General features: G+C 59.2%; 16 protein-coding genes. 8 read left to right on the top strand and 8 right to left on the bottom strand.

The genetic code is table 11. The annotated features are described in order from the left end of the window. The first annotated feature begins 14 nt into the window (after nucleotides 1-14). Nucleotides 15-950, top strand: coding sequence for a D-2-hydroxyacid dehydrogenase (locus I2H19_RS01195; RefSeq protein WP_195620811.1), 936 nt, complete (start codon nucleotides 15-17; stop codon nucleotides 948-950). Here the strand turns inward: I2H19_RS01195 and I2H19_RS01190 are convergent. The 3 genes from I2H19_RS01190 to I2H19_RS01180 form a co-directional block, all read right to left on the bottom strand. Continuing rightward, nucleotides 947-1414, bottom strand: coding sequence for a type II toxin-antitoxin system VapC family toxin (locus I2H19_RS01190; RefSeq protein ID WP_195620809.1), 468 nt, complete (start codon nucleotides 1412-1414; stop codon nucleotides 947-949). The genes I2H19_RS01195 and I2H19_RS01190 overlap by 4 nt on opposite strands. A gap of 16 nt (nucleotides 1415-1430) precedes the next feature. Next, complete coding sequence (locus I2H19_RS01185) at nucleotides 1431-1811, bottom strand: translation repressor RelB (RefSeq protein ID WP_195620807.1); 381 nt, start codon at nucleotides 1809-1811, stop codon at nucleotides 1431-1433. Between the two features lie 214 nt (nucleotides 1812-2025). Then, nucleotides 2026-3411: a M18 family aminopeptidase gene (locus tag I2H19_RS01180; protein ID WP_195620806.1), complete on the bottom strand. Its 1386-nt coding sequence runs from the start codon at nucleotides 3409-3411 to the stop codon at nucleotides 2026-2028. 161 nt (nucleotides 3412-3572) lie between these two features. On the opposite strand from I2H19_RS01180, the gene I2H19_RS01175 reads away from it, so the two are divergent. The 4 genes from I2H19_RS01175 to I2H19_RS01160 all read left to right on the top strand — a co-directional run bounded on the left by I2H19_RS01175 (nucleotide 3573) and on the right by I2H19_RS01160 (nucleotide 7992). After that, nucleotides 3573-4658, top strand: a complete 1086-nt coding sequence (locus I2H19_RS01175) for a carcinine hydrolase/isopenicillin-N N-acyltransferase family protein (protein WP_195620805.1) — start codon at nucleotides 3573-3575, stop codon at nucleotides 4656-4658. A gap of 140 nt (nucleotides 4659-4798) precedes the next feature. Further along, complete coding sequence (locus I2H19_RS01170; RefSeq protein WP_195620804.1) at nucleotides 4799-5878, top strand: 6-phosphofructokinase; 1080 nt, start codon at nucleotides 4799-4801, stop codon at nucleotides 5876-5878. 430 nt (nucleotides 5879-6308) lie between these two features. Further along, nucleotides 6309-7229 carry a helix-turn-helix domain-containing protein gene (locus I2H19_RS01165; protein ID WP_195620803.1) on the top strand — a complete coding sequence of 307 codons (921 nt, stop codon included), beginning with the start codon at nucleotides 6309-6311 and terminating at the stop codon, nucleotides 7227-7229. A 442-nt stretch (nucleotides 7230-7671) separates the two neighbouring features. Then, nucleotides 7672-7992, top strand: a complete 321-nt coding sequence (locus I2H19_RS01160; protein WP_195620802.1) for a multidrug transporter — start codon at nucleotides 7672-7674, stop codon at nucleotides 7990-7992. Nucleotides 7993-8108: 116 nt separating this feature from the next. On the opposite strand, the gene I2H19_RS01155 is transcribed toward I2H19_RS01160, so the two are convergent. Together I2H19_RS01155 and I2H19_RS01150 are read right to left on the bottom strand one after the other, a co-directional pair. After that, nucleotides 8109-10874, bottom strand: coding sequence for an FtsX-like permease family protein (locus I2H19_RS01155; RefSeq protein ID WP_229089717.1), 2766 nt, complete (start codon nucleotides 10872-10874; stop codon nucleotides 8109-8111). 5 nt (nucleotides 10875-10879) lie between these two features. Then, nucleotides 10880-11581 carry an ABC transporter ATP-binding protein gene (locus I2H19_RS01150; RefSeq protein ID WP_195620801.1) on the bottom strand — a complete coding sequence of 234 codons (702 nt, stop codon included), beginning with the start codon at nucleotides 11579-11581 and terminating at the stop codon, nucleotides 10880-10882. A gap of 271 nt (nucleotides 11582-11852) precedes the next feature. Between I2H19_RS01150 and I2H19_RS01145 the strand changes: the two genes are divergently transcribed. From I2H19_RS01145 to I2H19_RS01135, 3 genes are all read left to right on the top strand, one after another. Then, nucleotides 11853-12491: a GyrI-like domain-containing protein gene (locus tag I2H19_RS01145; RefSeq protein ID WP_195620798.1), complete on the top strand. Its 639-nt coding sequence runs from the start codon at nucleotides 11853-11855 to the stop codon at nucleotides 12489-12491. A 171-nt stretch (nucleotides 12492-12662) separates the two neighbouring features. After that, nucleotides 12663-13112 carry an Abi family protein gene (locus I2H19_RS10095; RefSeq protein WP_195620789.1) on the top strand — a complete coding sequence of 150 codons (450 nt, stop codon included), beginning with the start codon at nucleotides 12663-12665 and terminating at the stop codon, nucleotides 13110-13112. Then, nucleotides 13031-13225 (top strand): chloride channel protein, encoded by a 195-nt coding sequence (locus I2H19_RS01135; protein WP_195520693.1) that lies wholly within the window; start codon nucleotides 13031-13033, stop codon nucleotides 13223-13225. The genes I2H19_RS10095 and I2H19_RS01135 overlap by 82 nt, the downstream gene beginning before the upstream one ends. 144 nt (nucleotides 13226-13369) lie before the next feature. Here the strand turns inward: I2H19_RS01135 and I2H19_RS01130 are convergent, their stop codons facing one another. From I2H19_RS01130 to I2H19_RS01120, 3 genes are all read right to left on the bottom strand, one after another. Further along, entirely contained in the window at nucleotides 13370-13948 is a 579-nt protein-coding gene (locus tag I2H19_RS01130; RefSeq protein WP_271745379.1) for a methylated-DNA--[protein]-cysteine S-methyltransferase, read from the bottom strand. Between the two features lie 398 nt (nucleotides 13949-14346). Beyond that, nucleotides 14347-15372, bottom strand: coding sequence for an aspartate-semialdehyde dehydrogenase (locus I2H19_RS01125; protein ID WP_195620787.1), 1026 nt, complete (start codon nucleotides 15370-15372; stop codon nucleotides 14347-14349). 173 nt (nucleotides 15373-15545) lie between these two features. Then, nucleotides 15546-16934 carry an aspartate kinase gene (locus I2H19_RS01120; RefSeq protein ID WP_055252594.1) on the bottom strand — a complete coding sequence of 463 codons (1389 nt, stop codon included), beginning with the start codon at nucleotides 16932-16934 and terminating at the stop codon, nucleotides 15546-15548. Nucleotides 16935-16943 lie beyond the last annotated feature (9 nt).

Raw genomic sequence — 16943 nt, 5'->3', positions numbered from 1 at the left:
GGAGAGGACTGCTTGTGAACATTCTGGTTTTGCTGCCCGTCAACGACCGCCATCGCGCAATTCTTGAGTCGAGCGCTCCGGGCGAGGACTTTATCTACACGAGCGCCGACGCCGCCACACGTGAACAGGTCGCCGATGCCGACGTGATCTTGGGCAACATCGACCCTGACATGCTCACGGCATGCGAGCATCTCCAGCTGTTGCAATTGCAGACCGCCGGCTATGACGACTACCTTGCCGCCGGCACCGTGCCGGCCAACGCCAAACTGTCTTGCTCGGTGGGCGCCTACGGCCAGGCCGTGAGCGAGCACATGTTTGCCATGGTGTTGTCTATGATGAAGCGCCTGCCCGGCTACCAGGATCTGCAGCGCGAACATCGCTGGGAGGACTTGGGCCCGGTCACCTCGCTCAGAAACGCCAACGTGCTGGTGCTGGGCGCAGGCGATATCGGCGGCCACTTTGCCACGCTCTGCCGCAGCATGGGCGCGCACGTCCGCGGCATCAAGCGCCATCCGCTCGTCTACCCTATTGTGTTTGAGGACATGGACGGTATGGACGCCCTCCCCGAGCGCCTGGCGGAGGCAGACGTCGTCGCATCCTTTATGCCGAGCACACCCGAGACCCGCGGCCTGGCAAACGCCGAGTTCTTCGCCGCGATGAGGCCGGGCGCTTTCTTTGCCAACGGCGGCCGCGGTGACCTTGTTGTTGCCGACGACTTGGTTGCTGCCTTGGAGTCGGGACATCTCGCCGGCGCGGCGGTCGACGTCACCGATCCCGAGCCGCTGCCTGCGACAAGCCCCCTGTGGGATGCGCCCAACATGCTCATCACGCCGCATATCTCGGGCTGGTTCCACTTGGAGGCTACGCTCAACAATGTGGTCGACATTGCCGCAGAGAATCTGCGTCACCTGCAGGCCGGCGAAACTTTACGTTGTTGGATCGAACACTAGAAGGACGTCAGGTAGTTTCTTGCGTCTACTACACTCATTGCTGCGACGGGTGCGTGTGAACAGAGTTTGGCATCGTTGGTGACCAGAAGGTCTGCCTTTGCGCGCATTGCTGCCGCAATGATTAAATCGTCTTCGTAATCGCTATGGAGCTTACGCTGCTTGCTCGCCATCCATATGTCACTCAGGTCGCAGGGTACCGGCGTGGCAAGTTGCGACAACACGTCGAGGCAATCCCATGCAAGTGATGTCGCCGCCACGGCGGCATCTTGGGATAGCGAGCCATGCTCGCGCCGATACCACGCCTTATGTTCGCTCGAAATCAAATAGAACAGATCTTTGGACGATGTCGCCGCATACAGCAAATCCACCTGCGCCGTGCATGCATCGCGTAAAAACTCAATCGCCACCGAACGACCACGTCGTGAGGGAATGAAGTAATCGAGCCACACGTTGGTGTCAACCAAGATGCGCCTTGGAGCCTCACTCATAGAGCCAGCTCATCTCCTCGCCGTAGCGATCCGCGTAGGCGTTCCGTTTGAGTTCTTCATCGCCCGAGGGCTGAGCCTTGACCATATCGATTCCCGACTCACGGCAAGCGGCAGCGAACAGCTTCGACCCCTGATCCATGAGCTCGAGCTTACGTTTAGCGGCCTTTTCGCGCTCGCGCTGTTCCGCCCGGACACGACTGGGCAGCAGGATATCCTCGAGCGCACCGGGGCGATCGGTCAGCGACGCTGCAAGCTGCCAGAGCGCTCGCACCGCTTGGCTCGGCGTCATACCGGCCCTGGAGAGAGCGGCGTCCCCACTCCTTTTAAGATCGGCATCGAGACGTACGTTGATCTGAGCGGCTGTTGTGGTCATGACCCCTCCTTAATACTTTAAAATCATCATAAAACTCTATGGTAGATACGTAAAGCACGTATAGCATTTATTAGCATTAGCCGCACTCTGTGCACAAAAAGCCGCCGAGGTGCACTGCACCTCGGCGGCCACGTACCACCGATCTAGCTCGGTTTCACCCTTTGCATTTGCCCAGATAAAACCTGCAAAATAAACCTGTCCCTTTTAGCAGGTTTTAGAGCTCCACGCTTTCGGCGCCGTTGATGGTTAGGTTTCGCTCGTAGAAAGCCGTGAGGGCGCGGATGGCGTACATCACGTCGCGCACGCCGCCGGTCTCGTAACTCGAGTGCATGGCAAGCTGCGGCAGGCCCACGTCCACGGCATGCATGCTCGCCTGCATATTGGACAGATTGCCAAGCGTGGAGCCGCCGGCCATGTCGCTCTTGTTGGCGAAGGCCTGCGTGGGCACGTCGGCGTCATCGCAAATAGCCTGGAACACTGCACGGCTAAAGGCATCGGTGCAGTAGTGCTGGTTGGCGGCTTCCTTGATGACGATGCCGCCGTTGAGCACAACCTGGTTGCGCGCATCGCACTTCTCGGCGTGGTTGGGGTGCACGGCATGCGCGTTGTCACAGCTCACGAGCATCGATGCGGCAAGGGCGCGATGATACGACTCGTCGTCAAAGCCCAGCGAGCCGTTAATGCGGCGCAGCGCGTCGGCCAAGAACGTCGACATGGCGCCCTGCTTGGTCTCGGAGCCAACCTCCTCGTTATCGAAGCAGCAGAAGACCGAGACGTCGTGCGCGTTCTCGGCACCCAAAAATGCCTGCAGCGAGGTGTAGGCGCAGGCTAGGTCGTCGAGCTTGGGCGTCGAGATAAACTCGTCGGCCCAGCCCCAAATGCGCGCATCCTGGCGGTTGACCAGGAACAGATCGCGGCCCAGAATTTGCTCGGGCTCAACATCCAGCTCGTCGGCGATCAGGGCGTCAAAGTCGCCCTGCTTAAGGTCACCAGCGCTGATGAGCGGGCACAGGTCGACAGAACGATTAGGCGCAAAACCCTCGTTAACGCCACGGTTCATATGGATGGCAAGGCTCGGAATAATGGCAACCTCGCGCTCGGTGGCAAGCAGGCGGCTCTCAATACGGTCGCCCTCGCGCACCAGCACGCGGCCCGCGAGCGCCAGCGGGCGATCGAACCAGGTGTAGTCGATCATGCCGCCGTAGGCCTCGGTGTTCAGGCGCAACGTCTCGCCTGCGCCGTCAAGCTCGGGCACGGCCTTGACCTTAAACGTCGGCGAATCGCTGTGCGACGCCGTGAGCTGAAAATGATAGTCACCGGCAACGCCGTCCTCGCCCCACGTCGCAGCCAAGTCCTCGCCCACCTTAAAGGCGATAACGCTCGAAGTATTGCGCTGCGTGTAGTAACGACCGCCCGGTTCGATATCCCATGCCGCGTTCTCGGGCAGATAGGTAAAGCCTGCCTCGTCGAGCTCGGCCATAATGGTCGCCGCCGTATGGAACATGCTGGGGCATGCCTCGATAAAGTCGATAAGGTCGTTGGCGGCCTCGATATCGTCGGCCGTCACGTGCGCGCGCTCGGGCGTTTCCTGATCCGTCATGCTCTCCCCTTTCGCTGGGTTGATGGTCCCTTCCAGCATACCCCGCCGCGCCAGCGCCGCACTCTTCATTCCGTGCTTAATTCCGCGCCGCTCACCAAGTTGAGTCATCATGCCCGCACTCCTTTTGCGACAATTACGCTAACAGGACGAGAGGAGTCGTCATGAAGCCACGTAACATTGCCATCGCCTACGGTGTCGCGGGAGCCGCCGTCGGCCTTGCCGCTGCCGCCGGCATCGTTTACCGCAAGCAAATCAAGTCCGCCGCGTCGCTCAAACGCTTGACCGGCTACGCGGATGGCTATGACCTGTACGCAATCGACATCGCCTACGACTACAATCTTGATCGCATCATCGCCGCTGGCGTGCGCGACGACCAGGCCTACATCGATGCCGTGGTGGCGCAGGTGCTGCCCGGTGTGCCGGCACATGTCCAGGCGCCCCAGTTTGCCTGCAGCGCTTTTGTCGCCGTAGATGCCGAAGGCCGCGTGCGCACCGGTCGCAATTACGACTTTAAGGACGACACCTCGGCGCTGCTGGTGCGCAATCACCCGCGCGACGGCTATGCCTCCATCGGGTTTGCCGCCCTTAACAACCTGGGCGATAACACTCCGCTTGACTCCGTCGCCGGACGCGCCGCCGCACTCATGGGCCCGTTTGCCCAGCTCGATGGTGTTAACGAATGTGGCGTCTCCATTGCCGTACTCACCCTGGATTCCAAGCCCTGTGACCAGGACACGCAACGCCCCGTCATCAATACCTCGCTCGCCATCCGTCTGGTGCTCGACCGTGCCGCCACCACGCAAGAAGCTGTCGACCTGCTTTCCGCCTACGACATGCACGCCATGGCAGGACGCGATTACCACTTCTTTATAAACGACGCCGCCGGTGACGCGCGCGTAGTAGAGTGGGATCCGCACGATCCGGACCGCGCTTTCAAAGCGACTCCTGTAACCCAGGTTACGAACTTCTACGCCTGCTATGGCGACGAAGTGCTGCCCAACCAAAAGAATGGCGAGCTAGGCCATGGTAAAGAGCGCGCCGCCGCAATCGCCGATGTCCTCGACGCCCATACCGGCGCCCAAGACGAGGCAGTCGCTTGGAAGGCCCTACGCGCTGCAGCGCAAGAGCCCAATCCGGAAGACATCACCAGCAACACGCAGTGGTCGGTCGTCTTTGACAACACCGAGCCTGCTGCCGCCATCACGCTGCGCCGCCACTGGGGCGACATCGACGCATTCGCGCTTTAATGAGCCAGGCCCATCGACCTTACGCTCGCCTGACGTTGTTTACATTTCTATACGCTTGAGCTAACACGTTTTACCCCCGTATCAACAGTGTGCGGGGGTAAACTTATGCGCATGTTATAACTTGCCCGGAAGGATTCATCATGCTCAGGATCGGTCTTCTTACCAGTGGCGGCGACTGCCAGGCGCTCAACGCCACCATGCGCGGCATTGTCAAAACGCTTATGACCAATAGCAAAGAGCCTATCGAGATCTACGGTTTTGAGGACGGCTACCAGGGCCTTATCTACAGCAGGTTCCGCGTCATGTCGCCCGCCGATTTTAGCGGCATCCTCACCCGCGGCGGCACCATCCTGGGCACGAGCCGTACGCCGTTCAAGCGCCTGGATGTTCCCGAGGCCGATGGCGTCGAGAAGGTGCCCGCTATGGTCCACACCTATCATAAGCTGCAGCTCGACTGCCTGTTTATGCTGGGCGGCAACGGCTCCACCAAGACCGCGAACCGCCTGCGCGAAGAGGGCCTCAACGTTATCGCCCTGCCCAAGACCATCGATAACGACACCTGGGGCACCGAGCTGACGTTTGGCTTTACGAGCGCCATCGACGTCGCTACCAAGTGCATCGACGACATCCACACCACCGCCTCGAGTCACGGCCGCGTGTTCGTTATCGAGATCATGGGCCACAAGGTTGGCTGGATCCCGCTGTACGCCGGCGTCGCGGGCGGCGCGGATGTCATCTTGATTCCCGAGATCCCTTACGACATGGATAACGTCATCAAGACCATCGAGCATCGCATGGAAACCGGCAGCCGCTTTACGATCGTAGCCGTCGCCGAGGGCGCCATCTCCAAGGATGACGCGGCGCTGTCCAAGAAGGAGTACAAGAAGAAGCTCGCCGAACGCACGAGCCCGTCAATCGTGTACGACATCGCCAAGGAGATCGAGGCCAAGACCGGCCGCGAGACCCGCGTCGCCATTCCCGGTCACACGCAGCGCGGCGGTCAGCCCGATGCCCAGGACCGCATCTTTGCGACCCAGTGCGGCGTCGAGGCAGCGCTCGGCTGCCTACGCGGCGAGTTTGGCTACATGATTGCCCTGCGTGACGGCAAGATGTGCCACATGCCACTCGAGGAGGTCGCCGGCAAGCTCAAATATGTCGACCCCCAGAGCGATCTGGTGCGCGAGGCCAAGGCGTTGGGCATCAGCTTCGGCGACGAATAGCCTCGGCCGAAATCCATCCCATCGGGCCCTCCGACCCCGCCCGACGTATTTCGATTTGGCTCCTCCCTTGACTCCGTCAAAGGTCGCCAATCGAAATCGTCGGGCGGGGTCGGAGGGCGCTGCGTTTACATACTCGCCGAGGCTATTCGCCTTCTTGCTGCGGGTGCCTGGTCTGAAATTCAGTTGCGGTGAAATAGTTCCTGCTTAGCCCGCAAATGGCTGAATCTAGGAACTATTCCACCGCAACTCTTGACCCGGGCTCTTGGTTGTTGCGCGCACTGACATTTGTCACATAATTGCTGGTCATGATGGTTGCTACCGGTAGTTGCGGTAGGGTTGGGGCAGATTCTAACTAGAAATGGTGGTCGCTACCGGTTGTTCTCGGCATACTCGCCTCATTCGATTCGACCATCAAACGAAAGGAACCACCATGGATCTTGAGATGGCGCAGCGCCTCGTCGATCGCCGCAAAGCTGCCGGTCTTTCTCAGGAGGCCCTTGCCGCCCAGCTGGGTGTAAGCCGCCAGGCCGTGAGCAAATGGGAGCGCAGCGAATCCTCGCCCGACACCGATAACCTCATTGCGCTCGCCGCGCTATATGGTGTGTCACTGGATGAGCTGTTGTATGGGGAAGCGGATAGCGATGCCGATGGCACAGAGGACGGCAGCACCGGAGCCGAGGCTTCGGATGAGGCTGAAGAGGCCGAGGCTTCTGCTGAGTTCACTGATTGCAGCGATAAGCCACTTGTCGATATTTCTCTTACTCGCGGCATCCACGTTATCGACCCCAACAAAGGCGAAGAGGTTCATGTTGGCTGGAGCGGCATCCATGTGACCAACGAGCGCAAGGGCGAAGAGATACATGTGGGGCCGAGCGGCGTACATATTGACACGCTTGAGGACGACGGGCACAGCGTGCACGCCAACGCCGATGGCACCGTGGTTATCGACGGCGAGCAATTCTCCAGCTGGAAAGAAGCGCACGACAAGCTCGACCATCATGGCAAGCATTTCCACACCAAGCTCGGTCGCGCGTGGAATAAGCTCCCCTTTCCCGCGCTTGTCGCCCTCGCCTATATGGCGCTCGGCATTATCTACGGCGCGTGGCCCATGGGGCTCTTCCTCGTCTTTTTGATTCCCATCTACTATGCGCTTGGCGACTTTATCGATCGACGCCGCCTGTCCAAGCTGATTGACGGCGTTTACCCAGCAGCTGCCATTACCTGGTTTCTCTACATGTGGCTTTGCTTGGAACAGCCCCATCCCGCATGGGTCATCCTCATCACGATTCCCATCGTAAAAGCACTTATGCGCTGGTGCCGCAAACAATGGAAACACCGCAAGCAAGCCTAGTCCGCCCCGTTCCGCCGGCAAGCCCCAGCCGATACCCCTCTCCTAGGTTGCGGTGATATAGTTCCTGTTTTCGCCTTTACTGAAGCTATTCAGGAACTATTCCACCGCAACTCACGAAAGACAGGGTAGTCGCGACACGGAAATTGGCATTGAATCAATGGCCCGCCAAGAAAAGGGCCTATTTACTACGTTTAACTCGAAGGGGCCAACCATAGCCGTCTTTTTCGAAAATCGACAAGCATTCTACCTGCGGTTATTTTATTCGTTTTCCCGGCATGGTTGAGGGTATCCAATTAAACGTAGTAGATAGGCCCGTTTTGTGGCATACGACCCATTCAAGCCCAATCTCGAAGGCTAAAGAGGGCCTCTCACCCACGCCTGCGGGCGAAAACCAAATAGAATGAAAGGCAAATGGAAAGCCCGTTTGACGAGCGGAGGACATATGCGCGACGTAGCCGAAAGCGACTGGAAACTGTTTAAGAAAATGCTTCCTCAATGGCAAGAACGTTATATGGAAAAGCTCATCAGCCAGTACGTTGAGATGCTGAACGGCGACAGTGAAGCGTCCAGTAGATTTTGGGCACTAGAAGAGCGCCTCAATCGAGACAAGCTGTCCTCAGGAGTGCTTGCAAACGACATTCGCCGCAGCACAATGCACCGAGAGATAGCCAATTTGCTTATCGACAGCGTGATCACCCTTGACGACCTTGACGGTTTTACCGAGAACATTAAGAGTTATGCGCAACACTGGATTGGCCAGTAAGAGCACCGAACGACAAACATCCCCAGCAAAACGGGGCAAACGCCGGGCCACCTAATGGTTGTCCGGCGTTTGCCCAGATAAAACCTACCAAAATAAACCTGTCCCTTTTTAGCAGGTTACTCGGCACTCTTGAGGGCGCCGACCATGTCGATCTTGTTGAGGGTACGATTGGTGGCGAGGTTGACGATGATCGTAAAGCCGAAGGAAAGCACCACGGCAAGCACGTAGCTCAGCGGCTCGACTTCGACGTCAAAGTACAGCGACGGCATCTGCAGGATGTACGTAAAGCTCTCGGCAAGCAGGCCACCCAGCGGCACGCCCAGTGCGGTGCCAATCGCCGTGAGGATCAACGTCTCCTTGTTGACGTAGTGGTGCACCTCGCCACGGCGGAAGCCCAGCACCTTGATGGTCGCCAGCTCGCGTTCGCGTTCGGAGATATTCGTGTTGGACAGCGTAAACACCACCACAAACGATAGGCACGCCGCCATAAAGGTCACGAGCACCACGACGGAATTGATAATCGCAAAGTTCGCCTCGTAGTTCTGCCAATGTTCGGCCGTGCTCGAGATGGTGAGCCAACCGTCGCTCTTAAGCTTCTTGCTAAACGCAATCTGGTCAGAAGATGAGCCCTTGAGCAGCGCAAAGATGCCATTGAGGCGAACGCTGCGCCCAAACGCGCGCTCATAGGTGCTCTGCGTCATGTAAAGCGTGTTGCCCAGATAGTTGAGCGAAATGTCGCTAACCTTGACCTTGGCGACGTTGAGCGACGAATCCTGGACGTGAGCCGTATCGCCCGGCTGAATCCCCAGCACCAGCTGTGAACTCTTGCTCAGATACACATCTCCGTCGCGCAAAGATAGAGGCTCTTTGGACTCATCCTCGAGACGCACGTAGTCGTCCAGGTCGTTCGTGCGGTCATCGGGCACCACGATCAGCTGCACGGTCTCGCTCTTGCCGCCAAATGTAAAGGTGACGTTGTCGGTCATAATCGGCAGCGTCGAAGTCACGGTCACGTCGGAATCCTTGGCTGCGCTTCGCTCGTCGAGCGCCGCGCACGTCTGCGAAAAATCGTCGGGATTGGCAACCGCCAGCAGGTCATAGCGCGTGATATGCCCGTACTGCTTGGGCGAAAGCGCGACCGACGTATCACGAATGCCCATGCCGCAAATCACAAGCGCCGTACAGCCCGCGATGCCAAAGATGGTCATAAAGGCGCGCTTTTTGTAGCGGAACAGGTTACGTGCTGCCACCTTGTTCAAAAAGCCCATGCGGCGCCAGATAAAGCCGATGCGCTCGAGCAAGATACGCGAGCCGGCGCGCGGGGCCTTGGGGCGCATGAGCGAGGCCGGGGTCTCGGCCATCTCGTGGCGGCAGGCGATAATCGTGGCGCCCACCACGCCCACGGCAAACAGCGCCACCGAAACGATCGAGGACACGATGTCGTACGAAAGCAACATCTGGGGCAGCGAGTACATGTCGTCGAACACCGTAAACAGGAACAGCGGCAGGCCCACAAATCCGATGATGTTGCCGAGCACGCCGCCGATCAGACACGCCCACAGCGAGTAGTCCACGTATTTGGACAGAATACGCCCGCGCGAATAGCCGAGCGCTTTGTACAGGCCAATAAGCGTGCGCTCCTCCTCGACCATACGCGTGGCGGTGGTGAGGCTGATGAGCACGGCGACGATAAAGAAGATGAACGGGAACACCGTGGCGATGGCCTCAATTGACGAGCTATCGCTCTCCACGCTCGAGTAGCTTGCGATATTGCCGCGGTCCTGGATGTACCAGGTGCATTCTCCCAGATCGGAAAGCTCGGCGCGGGCATCGGCAAACTGCTGGTCGGCGGCGGCACGGCGCTGATCCAGGTCGGCCTGCGCTTGCGCACGCTCGTCGCTGCCCTCGGCCATGCGGTTGATGTTGTCCTGCTCGATCCCAAAGACCATATTCGCCTGACGCTCAGCCGCGTCCAAGTTCGCCGGCGTATCGGCCGTCAGCTCCTGAGCACGCGCTTTCTCGCGCTCCTCGCGGATCTTCTCTATATTGCCCTTGACCTCATTGATCTTTGCCGCGTAGGCATCCGAATAGGAGTTGAGATCCTTGGCTCCCTCGACGATCACGTGGATCGCGGAGTAGGAAGAAGATGTCGCGGCGTCCTCGCTCACATAGAACTTATAGTCCGCCGCCGAAGCAGCGCGAAAGGCGTTGACTGTCGAGTCGGAGCTCACGTCGGTGGGATCGAGAACCTCGGCCGTGATGGTGTAATCGCTATCGGCAAACTGGTCCTTGGCGCTTTGGTTCGACGAGCTCGCATCGTTGGCGGCAAAACTCACCGTATCGCCGAGCTTTTTGCCCGAAGCCTTCAGGAACTTCGAAGTCACCGCGACCTCATCGGCGCTCTCAGGCAAATCGCCGTTCACGAGCACCGGCTGATCGATGTTCTCCTTGGAGAGACTTTGCACGACCACGCGCTCGCGCGTTGTGCCCACGGCGGTGTAGGCGGTCTCGGTGTAGATGCCCTCGGCCGTTTCGACGCCATCGACCTCTTGGATGGCGTCGAGATCATCGTCAGTCAGGCCATAGGTCGACTGCACGTTGATGTCGTAAACATTCTGTTGGTCAAAGTAAGCGTCGACCGAATCGCACAGATCCTCGCAACCCGCCTTGAGGCCGCACATCACGCTCACGCCGAGCGCGGTGATCACGACGATGGACAAGAAGCGTTTGAGGCTGCCGCGAATCGTGCGGTAGACACCGCGGCGAAACACCGTCGGCACCATGTCGTTTGAGCTTTGGGCAGTGCGGTAGGTCGTAAAATCCTGCTCGCGCTCCGTGTTCCGCGCGTCGCGGCGTTGGCTGTTTTGGCGGTCCTGATCCATGGGCGCTACCACTCGATCGTCTCGATAGACACGGGATTTTGCTGGACCGTCTCGCTCTCCACGCGACCGCTCTTAAAGCGAATCAGGCGATCGGCCATGGGCGCGAGCGCGGAGTTGTGCGTGATGATGATGACCGTAATGCCCTGCTTGCGGCAGGTATCCTGCAGCAGCTGCAAGATCTGCTTGCCGGTTTTATAGTCGAGCGCGCCCGTGGGCTCGTCGCACAGAAGCAGCTTGGGGTTCTTTGCCAGTGCGCGGGCGATGGACACGCGCTGCTGCTCGCCGCCCGAAAGCTGTGCCGGAAAGTTACCCAGGCGCTCGCCCAGGCCAACCTGGCGAAGCGTCTGTTCGGCTTCGAGCGAATCGGGGCAAATCTGAGCTGCGAGCTCAACGTTTTCGAGGGCCGTCAGGTTGGGAACCAGATTGTAGAACTGGAAGACAAAACCGACATCGGCGCGGCGGTATTCCACGAGCTGCGCCTCGTTAGCGGAGCTCACATCGCGCCCGTCCACCGTCACGGTACCGGAGGTTACCGTGTCCATACCGCCCAGAATGTTGAGCGCCGTGGTCTTGCCGGCACCCGAAGCACCCAAAATGATGGCGAGCTCGCCACGCTCGACCGTAAAGCTCGCGCCGTCGAGTGCGTGAATGCGGGCGTCGCCCTCGCCGTATGCCTTGATGACGTCTTTGAATTCGATATAAGCCATCGATCGGTTCCCATCTGGTCGGATAACTCTTTAGTATTACCCATTTCGCACCGACTAAAAAGGGACGGGTTTATTTTGGCAGGTTCTATATGGGGAAACGGCAGCTATAGATGAGGCGCCGGGGAGGCAGAGAAATCATCGATGGGGTCAGGCCGACCGCCAAACACAACGCACGCATCTCAATCTGTCAGCCAAATCATTCGAACAGCTGTTCGTTTCTATGATATGATTCCGCTATCTAAGCAGGCCAATACGCAGAAAGGCGGCCAACATGGCGTTCGACTTTAAGAAGGAATGCAAGGAGCTCTACAAACCTGCAAGCAAGCCGAGCATCGTAACTGTCCCGCCTATGAGCTACGTTGCCGTTCGCGGAAAGGGCGACCCAAATACCGAAGGTGGCGAGTATCAAAACGCCCTGCCGCTGCTTTACGGCATCGCCTATACCGTCAAGATGTCGAAGAAAGGCTCAAGGAGTATCAAGGGCTATTTCGACTTTGTGGTACCGCCGCTCGAGGGTTTCTGGTGGCAAGACTCCCCGAGCGGCGACATCGATTATGTACGCAAGGACGATTTCAACTTTATCTCGTGCATTCGCCTGCCCGATTTCGTCACCCGAGATGACTTTGACTGGGCAGTCGCGGAAGCCACGACCAAAAAGAAACTTGACTTTTCTGCCGTCGAGCTGCTTAAAGTTGACGAGGGCCTCTGCGTTCAATGCATGCACACCGGGCCCTACGACAACGAACCGGCGACCGTAGGCGCTATGAATGAATACACGACCGAGCAGGGCTATGTCCCCGACTTCTCAGACACCCGTTTCCATCACGAAATCTATCTCTCCGATCCACGCAAATGTGCACCGGAGAAACTTAAGACTGTGGTTCGTCATCCTATCAAGCGCGCTGAATAGCGTGGAGCGTCATCTCACGCGCTAGGTTTTAAGCCAGCCAACCAGCCGCCTCCTAGGCCGTCCGGTAATTATCTTGACGCGGCCCGTCGCATCTTATAAGTTTGTTTTGCTAAAGCTGGAAAGCCTCTCAACGATGCGCAACTCCAGCTCTTTTTCTATCAAGAGGCTTAAATGAAATACCGGAAGTCGCGGATATCCATCAACGAACAAATAGCACTATTGACAGAATACAGGGGTCTTAAGTGCTCTGATCAAAGCGAACTCGAGCGAGCTTTGGTCGAAGTCGGCCACTACAGACTGTCGGCCTACTGGTTTCCCTACAAAACCAAATGCAAGTCCGGGATTACCATCTTTCGCGAAGGCACAACATTCGAAACCATCATCTACACGTATGAATTTGACCGAGCCCTCCGGCAGTTAATGTTTGATGCGGTCGGCAGAATTGAGATCTACCTCAAAAGCAGAATTGCCTATCTTGCCTCTGAGGAACGCGGGCCTTTCTGTTACCCAGATGTCGCCATAACGAGGCTCAACTCGGCATGTCCATCGCGCTTTGCGCCGCGCTGGGCTACGCAGCCGTCTTTGGCAGCGCCACCAATACGCTGCTCGCACCCATCCTGATTGGCTGCGAAGTCTTCGGTTTCGGTAATCTGCCGGCATTCTTCATCGTCTGCGTCGCGGCTTACCTGTTCAACATGGATAAGTCGATCTATGCCCTGCAGAAGCGGGCGTAGAAAGATGTCCAAGCAAGTGGTCTCAACCGGAAACGGCATCCCACTCTAAGGCTGTATTCCGGGACACGGTTTCCGTTTGGGACGCCATTCGGAAAGCGCATCCCGTTCTTTCACGGCGTCTTGGCTATGCAAAGTGCTCGAACGTTATTCCTCGTACGCGCCCTCGAGCCGAAGCAGCCACTCCTTGCGGTCAAGCCCGCCGGCATATCCGTTAAGCGAGCCGTCGGCGGCAACCACGCGATGGCACGGCACGATAATCGAAACAGGATTGCGAGCGACCGCGGCCCCCACGGCACGGGGAGACACAACGGGCGCCTCGTTTCCCGGTACACGATGTCGAGCCGCAACACGCTGGGAGATCTCACCATACGTAGCGACCTCGCCACGCGGAATAGAAAGCAGCTCGTACCAAACTTCACGCTGAAACGCCGTGCCAATCATATGCAACGGCGGCGTAAACCGAGGCTCCTGCCCCGCAAAATAAGCATTCAGCCAAGCCCAAGAACGCTCAAGCACCGAAGAAGCCACGCCATTTGCCGGACTCACCGAAGACATCCCACCGGTACCAGAAACCGCATCGGCGCCTTCAACATGTTCGGGATCTTCTTTGAGAAGCGTGGAGCCAAAGTGTTCCTGCCCCTCAAACCAAAGCCCCGTCAAACCGCGGCCATCAGCGGCAAGCAGGATTTCGCCCAAAGGCGAAGCAAACGTCGTCGTGACCACCAGCGGCTCCTTTCAAAACTCCGCAACATAATACCGCGAATTGTGCAGACAACCCCAATCGACCCCAAAGTCCCCGCAGGCAGCAGGCGCAACGCGCCGCAGCTGCCGGCCGCACCCCGCAGTCCCCCAAGGCGGCAGGCGCGAAGCGCCGAGGCCGCCGCCGGGACCAGGGCCCGCAACAGCCACGTGCTCCCATCAGCCCAGCGGCCCCAACCAACAACGGCCCCATCGCAGGTCGCTTGCAGCAGCGTCACCGAAGGCGGGGCCGGGCTTAGCTTTCAGAACACTCCGCAGACCAGTGTGGCGCCTTGTCCGCGGCTCCGAAGGAGCAGGACAAGGCGCCACACATGGTCGAGGACGTTCTGAAAACTAAGCCCGGCCCCGCCGGACAGGCCACACTACTCGCAGAGCAGCTTAGCGATCTGGACGGCGTTGGTCGCCGCGCCCTTACGGATTTGGTCGCCGCAGCACCAGAAGGTGATACCGCGCGCGGCCTCGGGGTTCGAGATGTCGCGGCGCACGCGACCGACCCAAATCAGGTCCTGGTCAGACGTGTCCATCGGCATGGGGAAGCGGTCGTGTGCATCCTCGGCAGCCATATCGTCAACCAGCTTGACGCCGGGAGCGGCAGCCAGCGCAGCACGGGCCTCGTCAACCGTAATATCGCGCTCAAACTCGAGCGTAATGCTCTCGGAGTGCGAGCGCAGCACAGGCACGCGCACGCAGGTGCAGTTCACGCGCAGCTCGGGCAGATGCGTGATCTTACGGCCCTCGTTCTGCAGTTTCATCTCCTCGGAGGTAAAGCCCTCCTCCTTGACGCCGCCAATCTGCGGAATCAGGTTGCTCGCCAGCTGGGCGGCAAATGCGCGCGGCTCGGGAATCTCCTCGCCACGGCCCAGGGCGGCCAGCTGAGCCTCGAGCTCGGCCATACCGGGCGCGCCAGCGCCCGAAGCTGCCTGATACGTGGACACGATCATACGCTTCACGCCGGCAAGCTGATGCAGCGGCCACGTGGGAACCAGGCCGATGATGGTCGCGCAGTTGGGATTGGCGATAAGGCCGTGATGCCATTTGATATCGTCGGCATTGATCTCGGGCACGACCAGCGGCACCTCGGGATCCATGCGGAAGGCGTGGCTGTTGTCGACCACGACGGCTCCGCGCTTGACGGCCTCGGGCAGCAGCTCCTTAGCGATATCGTCGCCGGCAGCGCCGAGCACGATGTCGCAGCCCTCAAAGGCCTCGGGGCAAGCCTCTTCGATCACGATTTGCTCGCCGCGGAACTCAACGGTCTTGCCCGCGGAGCGTGCGCTTGCCAACAGCTTGAGCTTGCCGACCGGGAACTCCTGCTCGTTGAGGCACTCGAGCATCTGGGTGCCCACGGCTCCCGTCGCGCCCAAAATAGCAACCGTGTACTGTTTCATGCTTCCCCCTTTAAAGGTTGTGGCTTTTGCCCGCACGCCGAGCAGGCCGATTATTGTTGCCAGTTTATACAAGAACAGGGCGGGCACGAAACCCGCCCCGTCGAAACGAAACCGAAACGAAACGCCCCGCCGTAGTTTTTTGAGACATGACCCAAAAATCTACCGAGCAGTCGCTACTTTTTGAGCGCGGCCAGAGCGGGATCGACCGGCGCGGGAGCCTCCAGGTCGGAGACCTTCACGATGCCGTTCTCGTCGGAGAAGGCACGGTAGATGGTCTGAATCGCCAGGTCAAAGTCCTTCTCCTCGACGCCGATAATGATGTTGATCTCGTCGCAGCTCTGCGAAATCATGCGCACGCTCACGCCAGCTTGACCAAGCATGCCAAACAGGTGGCCCGAGATGCCGGCACGACCACGCAGGTTGCGGCCGACGGTAGCGATAAGCGCCAGGCCCTCGACGACCTCGATCTCGAGCGGCTCGACCTCCTGCTGAATGTCGCCCACGAGCGAGTACAGCGAGTCGTGCACGTCCTGCTCCTGCACCACGGCGCCAAAGCGGTCGACGCCGGTGGGCATATGCTCGACGGAAACGTCATAGCGCTCGAAGACCGAAAGCGCACGGCGCATAAAGCCGACGCGGGGCTTGGTGCGGTCGCGGGCCACGTTGATGGCGACAAAGCCGCGCTTTCCGGTCACGCCGGTAATAATGGGCTCCGCCTCGCCCTCATCGGCCGTCTCGCTAATGATAGTGCCGGGGTCCTGCGGCGCATTGGTGTTCTTGATGACCAGCGGAATACCGGCCTCGCGCACGGGGAACACAGCCTCCTCGTGCAGGACGCTCGCGCCCATGTACGAAAGCTCGCGCAGCTCCTCGTAGGTAACGCGGGCGATGGGCTGAGCCTCGGGCACGATGCGCGGGTCGGCAGAGTAGAAGCCCGAGACGTCGGTCCAGTTCTCGTACAGATCGGCTCCCAAGCACTTGGCCAGGATCGAGCCCGAGATATCGCCGCCGCCACGATCCAGCAGCTTAATCTGGCCCTCGCGCGTCGCGCCGTAGAAGCCAGGCATAACGAAGCCGCCCTGCTGACCGTACTCTTGCACCAGCTCGGAGGTGCGGTTCATGCTGAGCGTACCGTCGTGATGGAACGCCACAACCGTCGCGGCGTCCAGGAACGGCAGACCCAGGTACTCAGCCATCAGGCGAGCGGTGAAGTACTCGCCGCGGCTCACGAGCTCCTCGGTGGAGTAACCGCCCGAGCGGGCGCGCTCAGCAAAAGCCGCGAACTCCTCACGGATGGGATAGGTGAGCTCCAGCTCGTCAGCGATATCAAAATAGCGCTGGCCGATGTCCTCGAGCAGTTCCTCGCACGACACGTGGTACTTGACGTGCGCGTTAACCAGGTAGAGCAGGTCGGTCACCTTGGTGTCGCCCTTAAAACGGCGGCCGCAGGCAGAAACCACCACAAAACGGCGGGCCGGGTCGGCGTCGACAATGGCCTTGATCTTCTTGAAGTGTTCGGCGTCGGCGACCGACGAGCCGCCAAACTTGGCAATCTTAATCATGGACTGGAG

The organism is Collinsella aerofaciens (assembly GCF_015560135.1).
Classification (GTDB): Bacteria; Actinomycetota; Coriobacteriia; order Coriobacteriales; family Coriobacteriaceae; genus Collinsella; species Collinsella aerofaciens_AN.
Note: the sequence above shows the minus strand (reverse complement) of the source record. Positions and strands in the feature narration are given on the sequence as shown.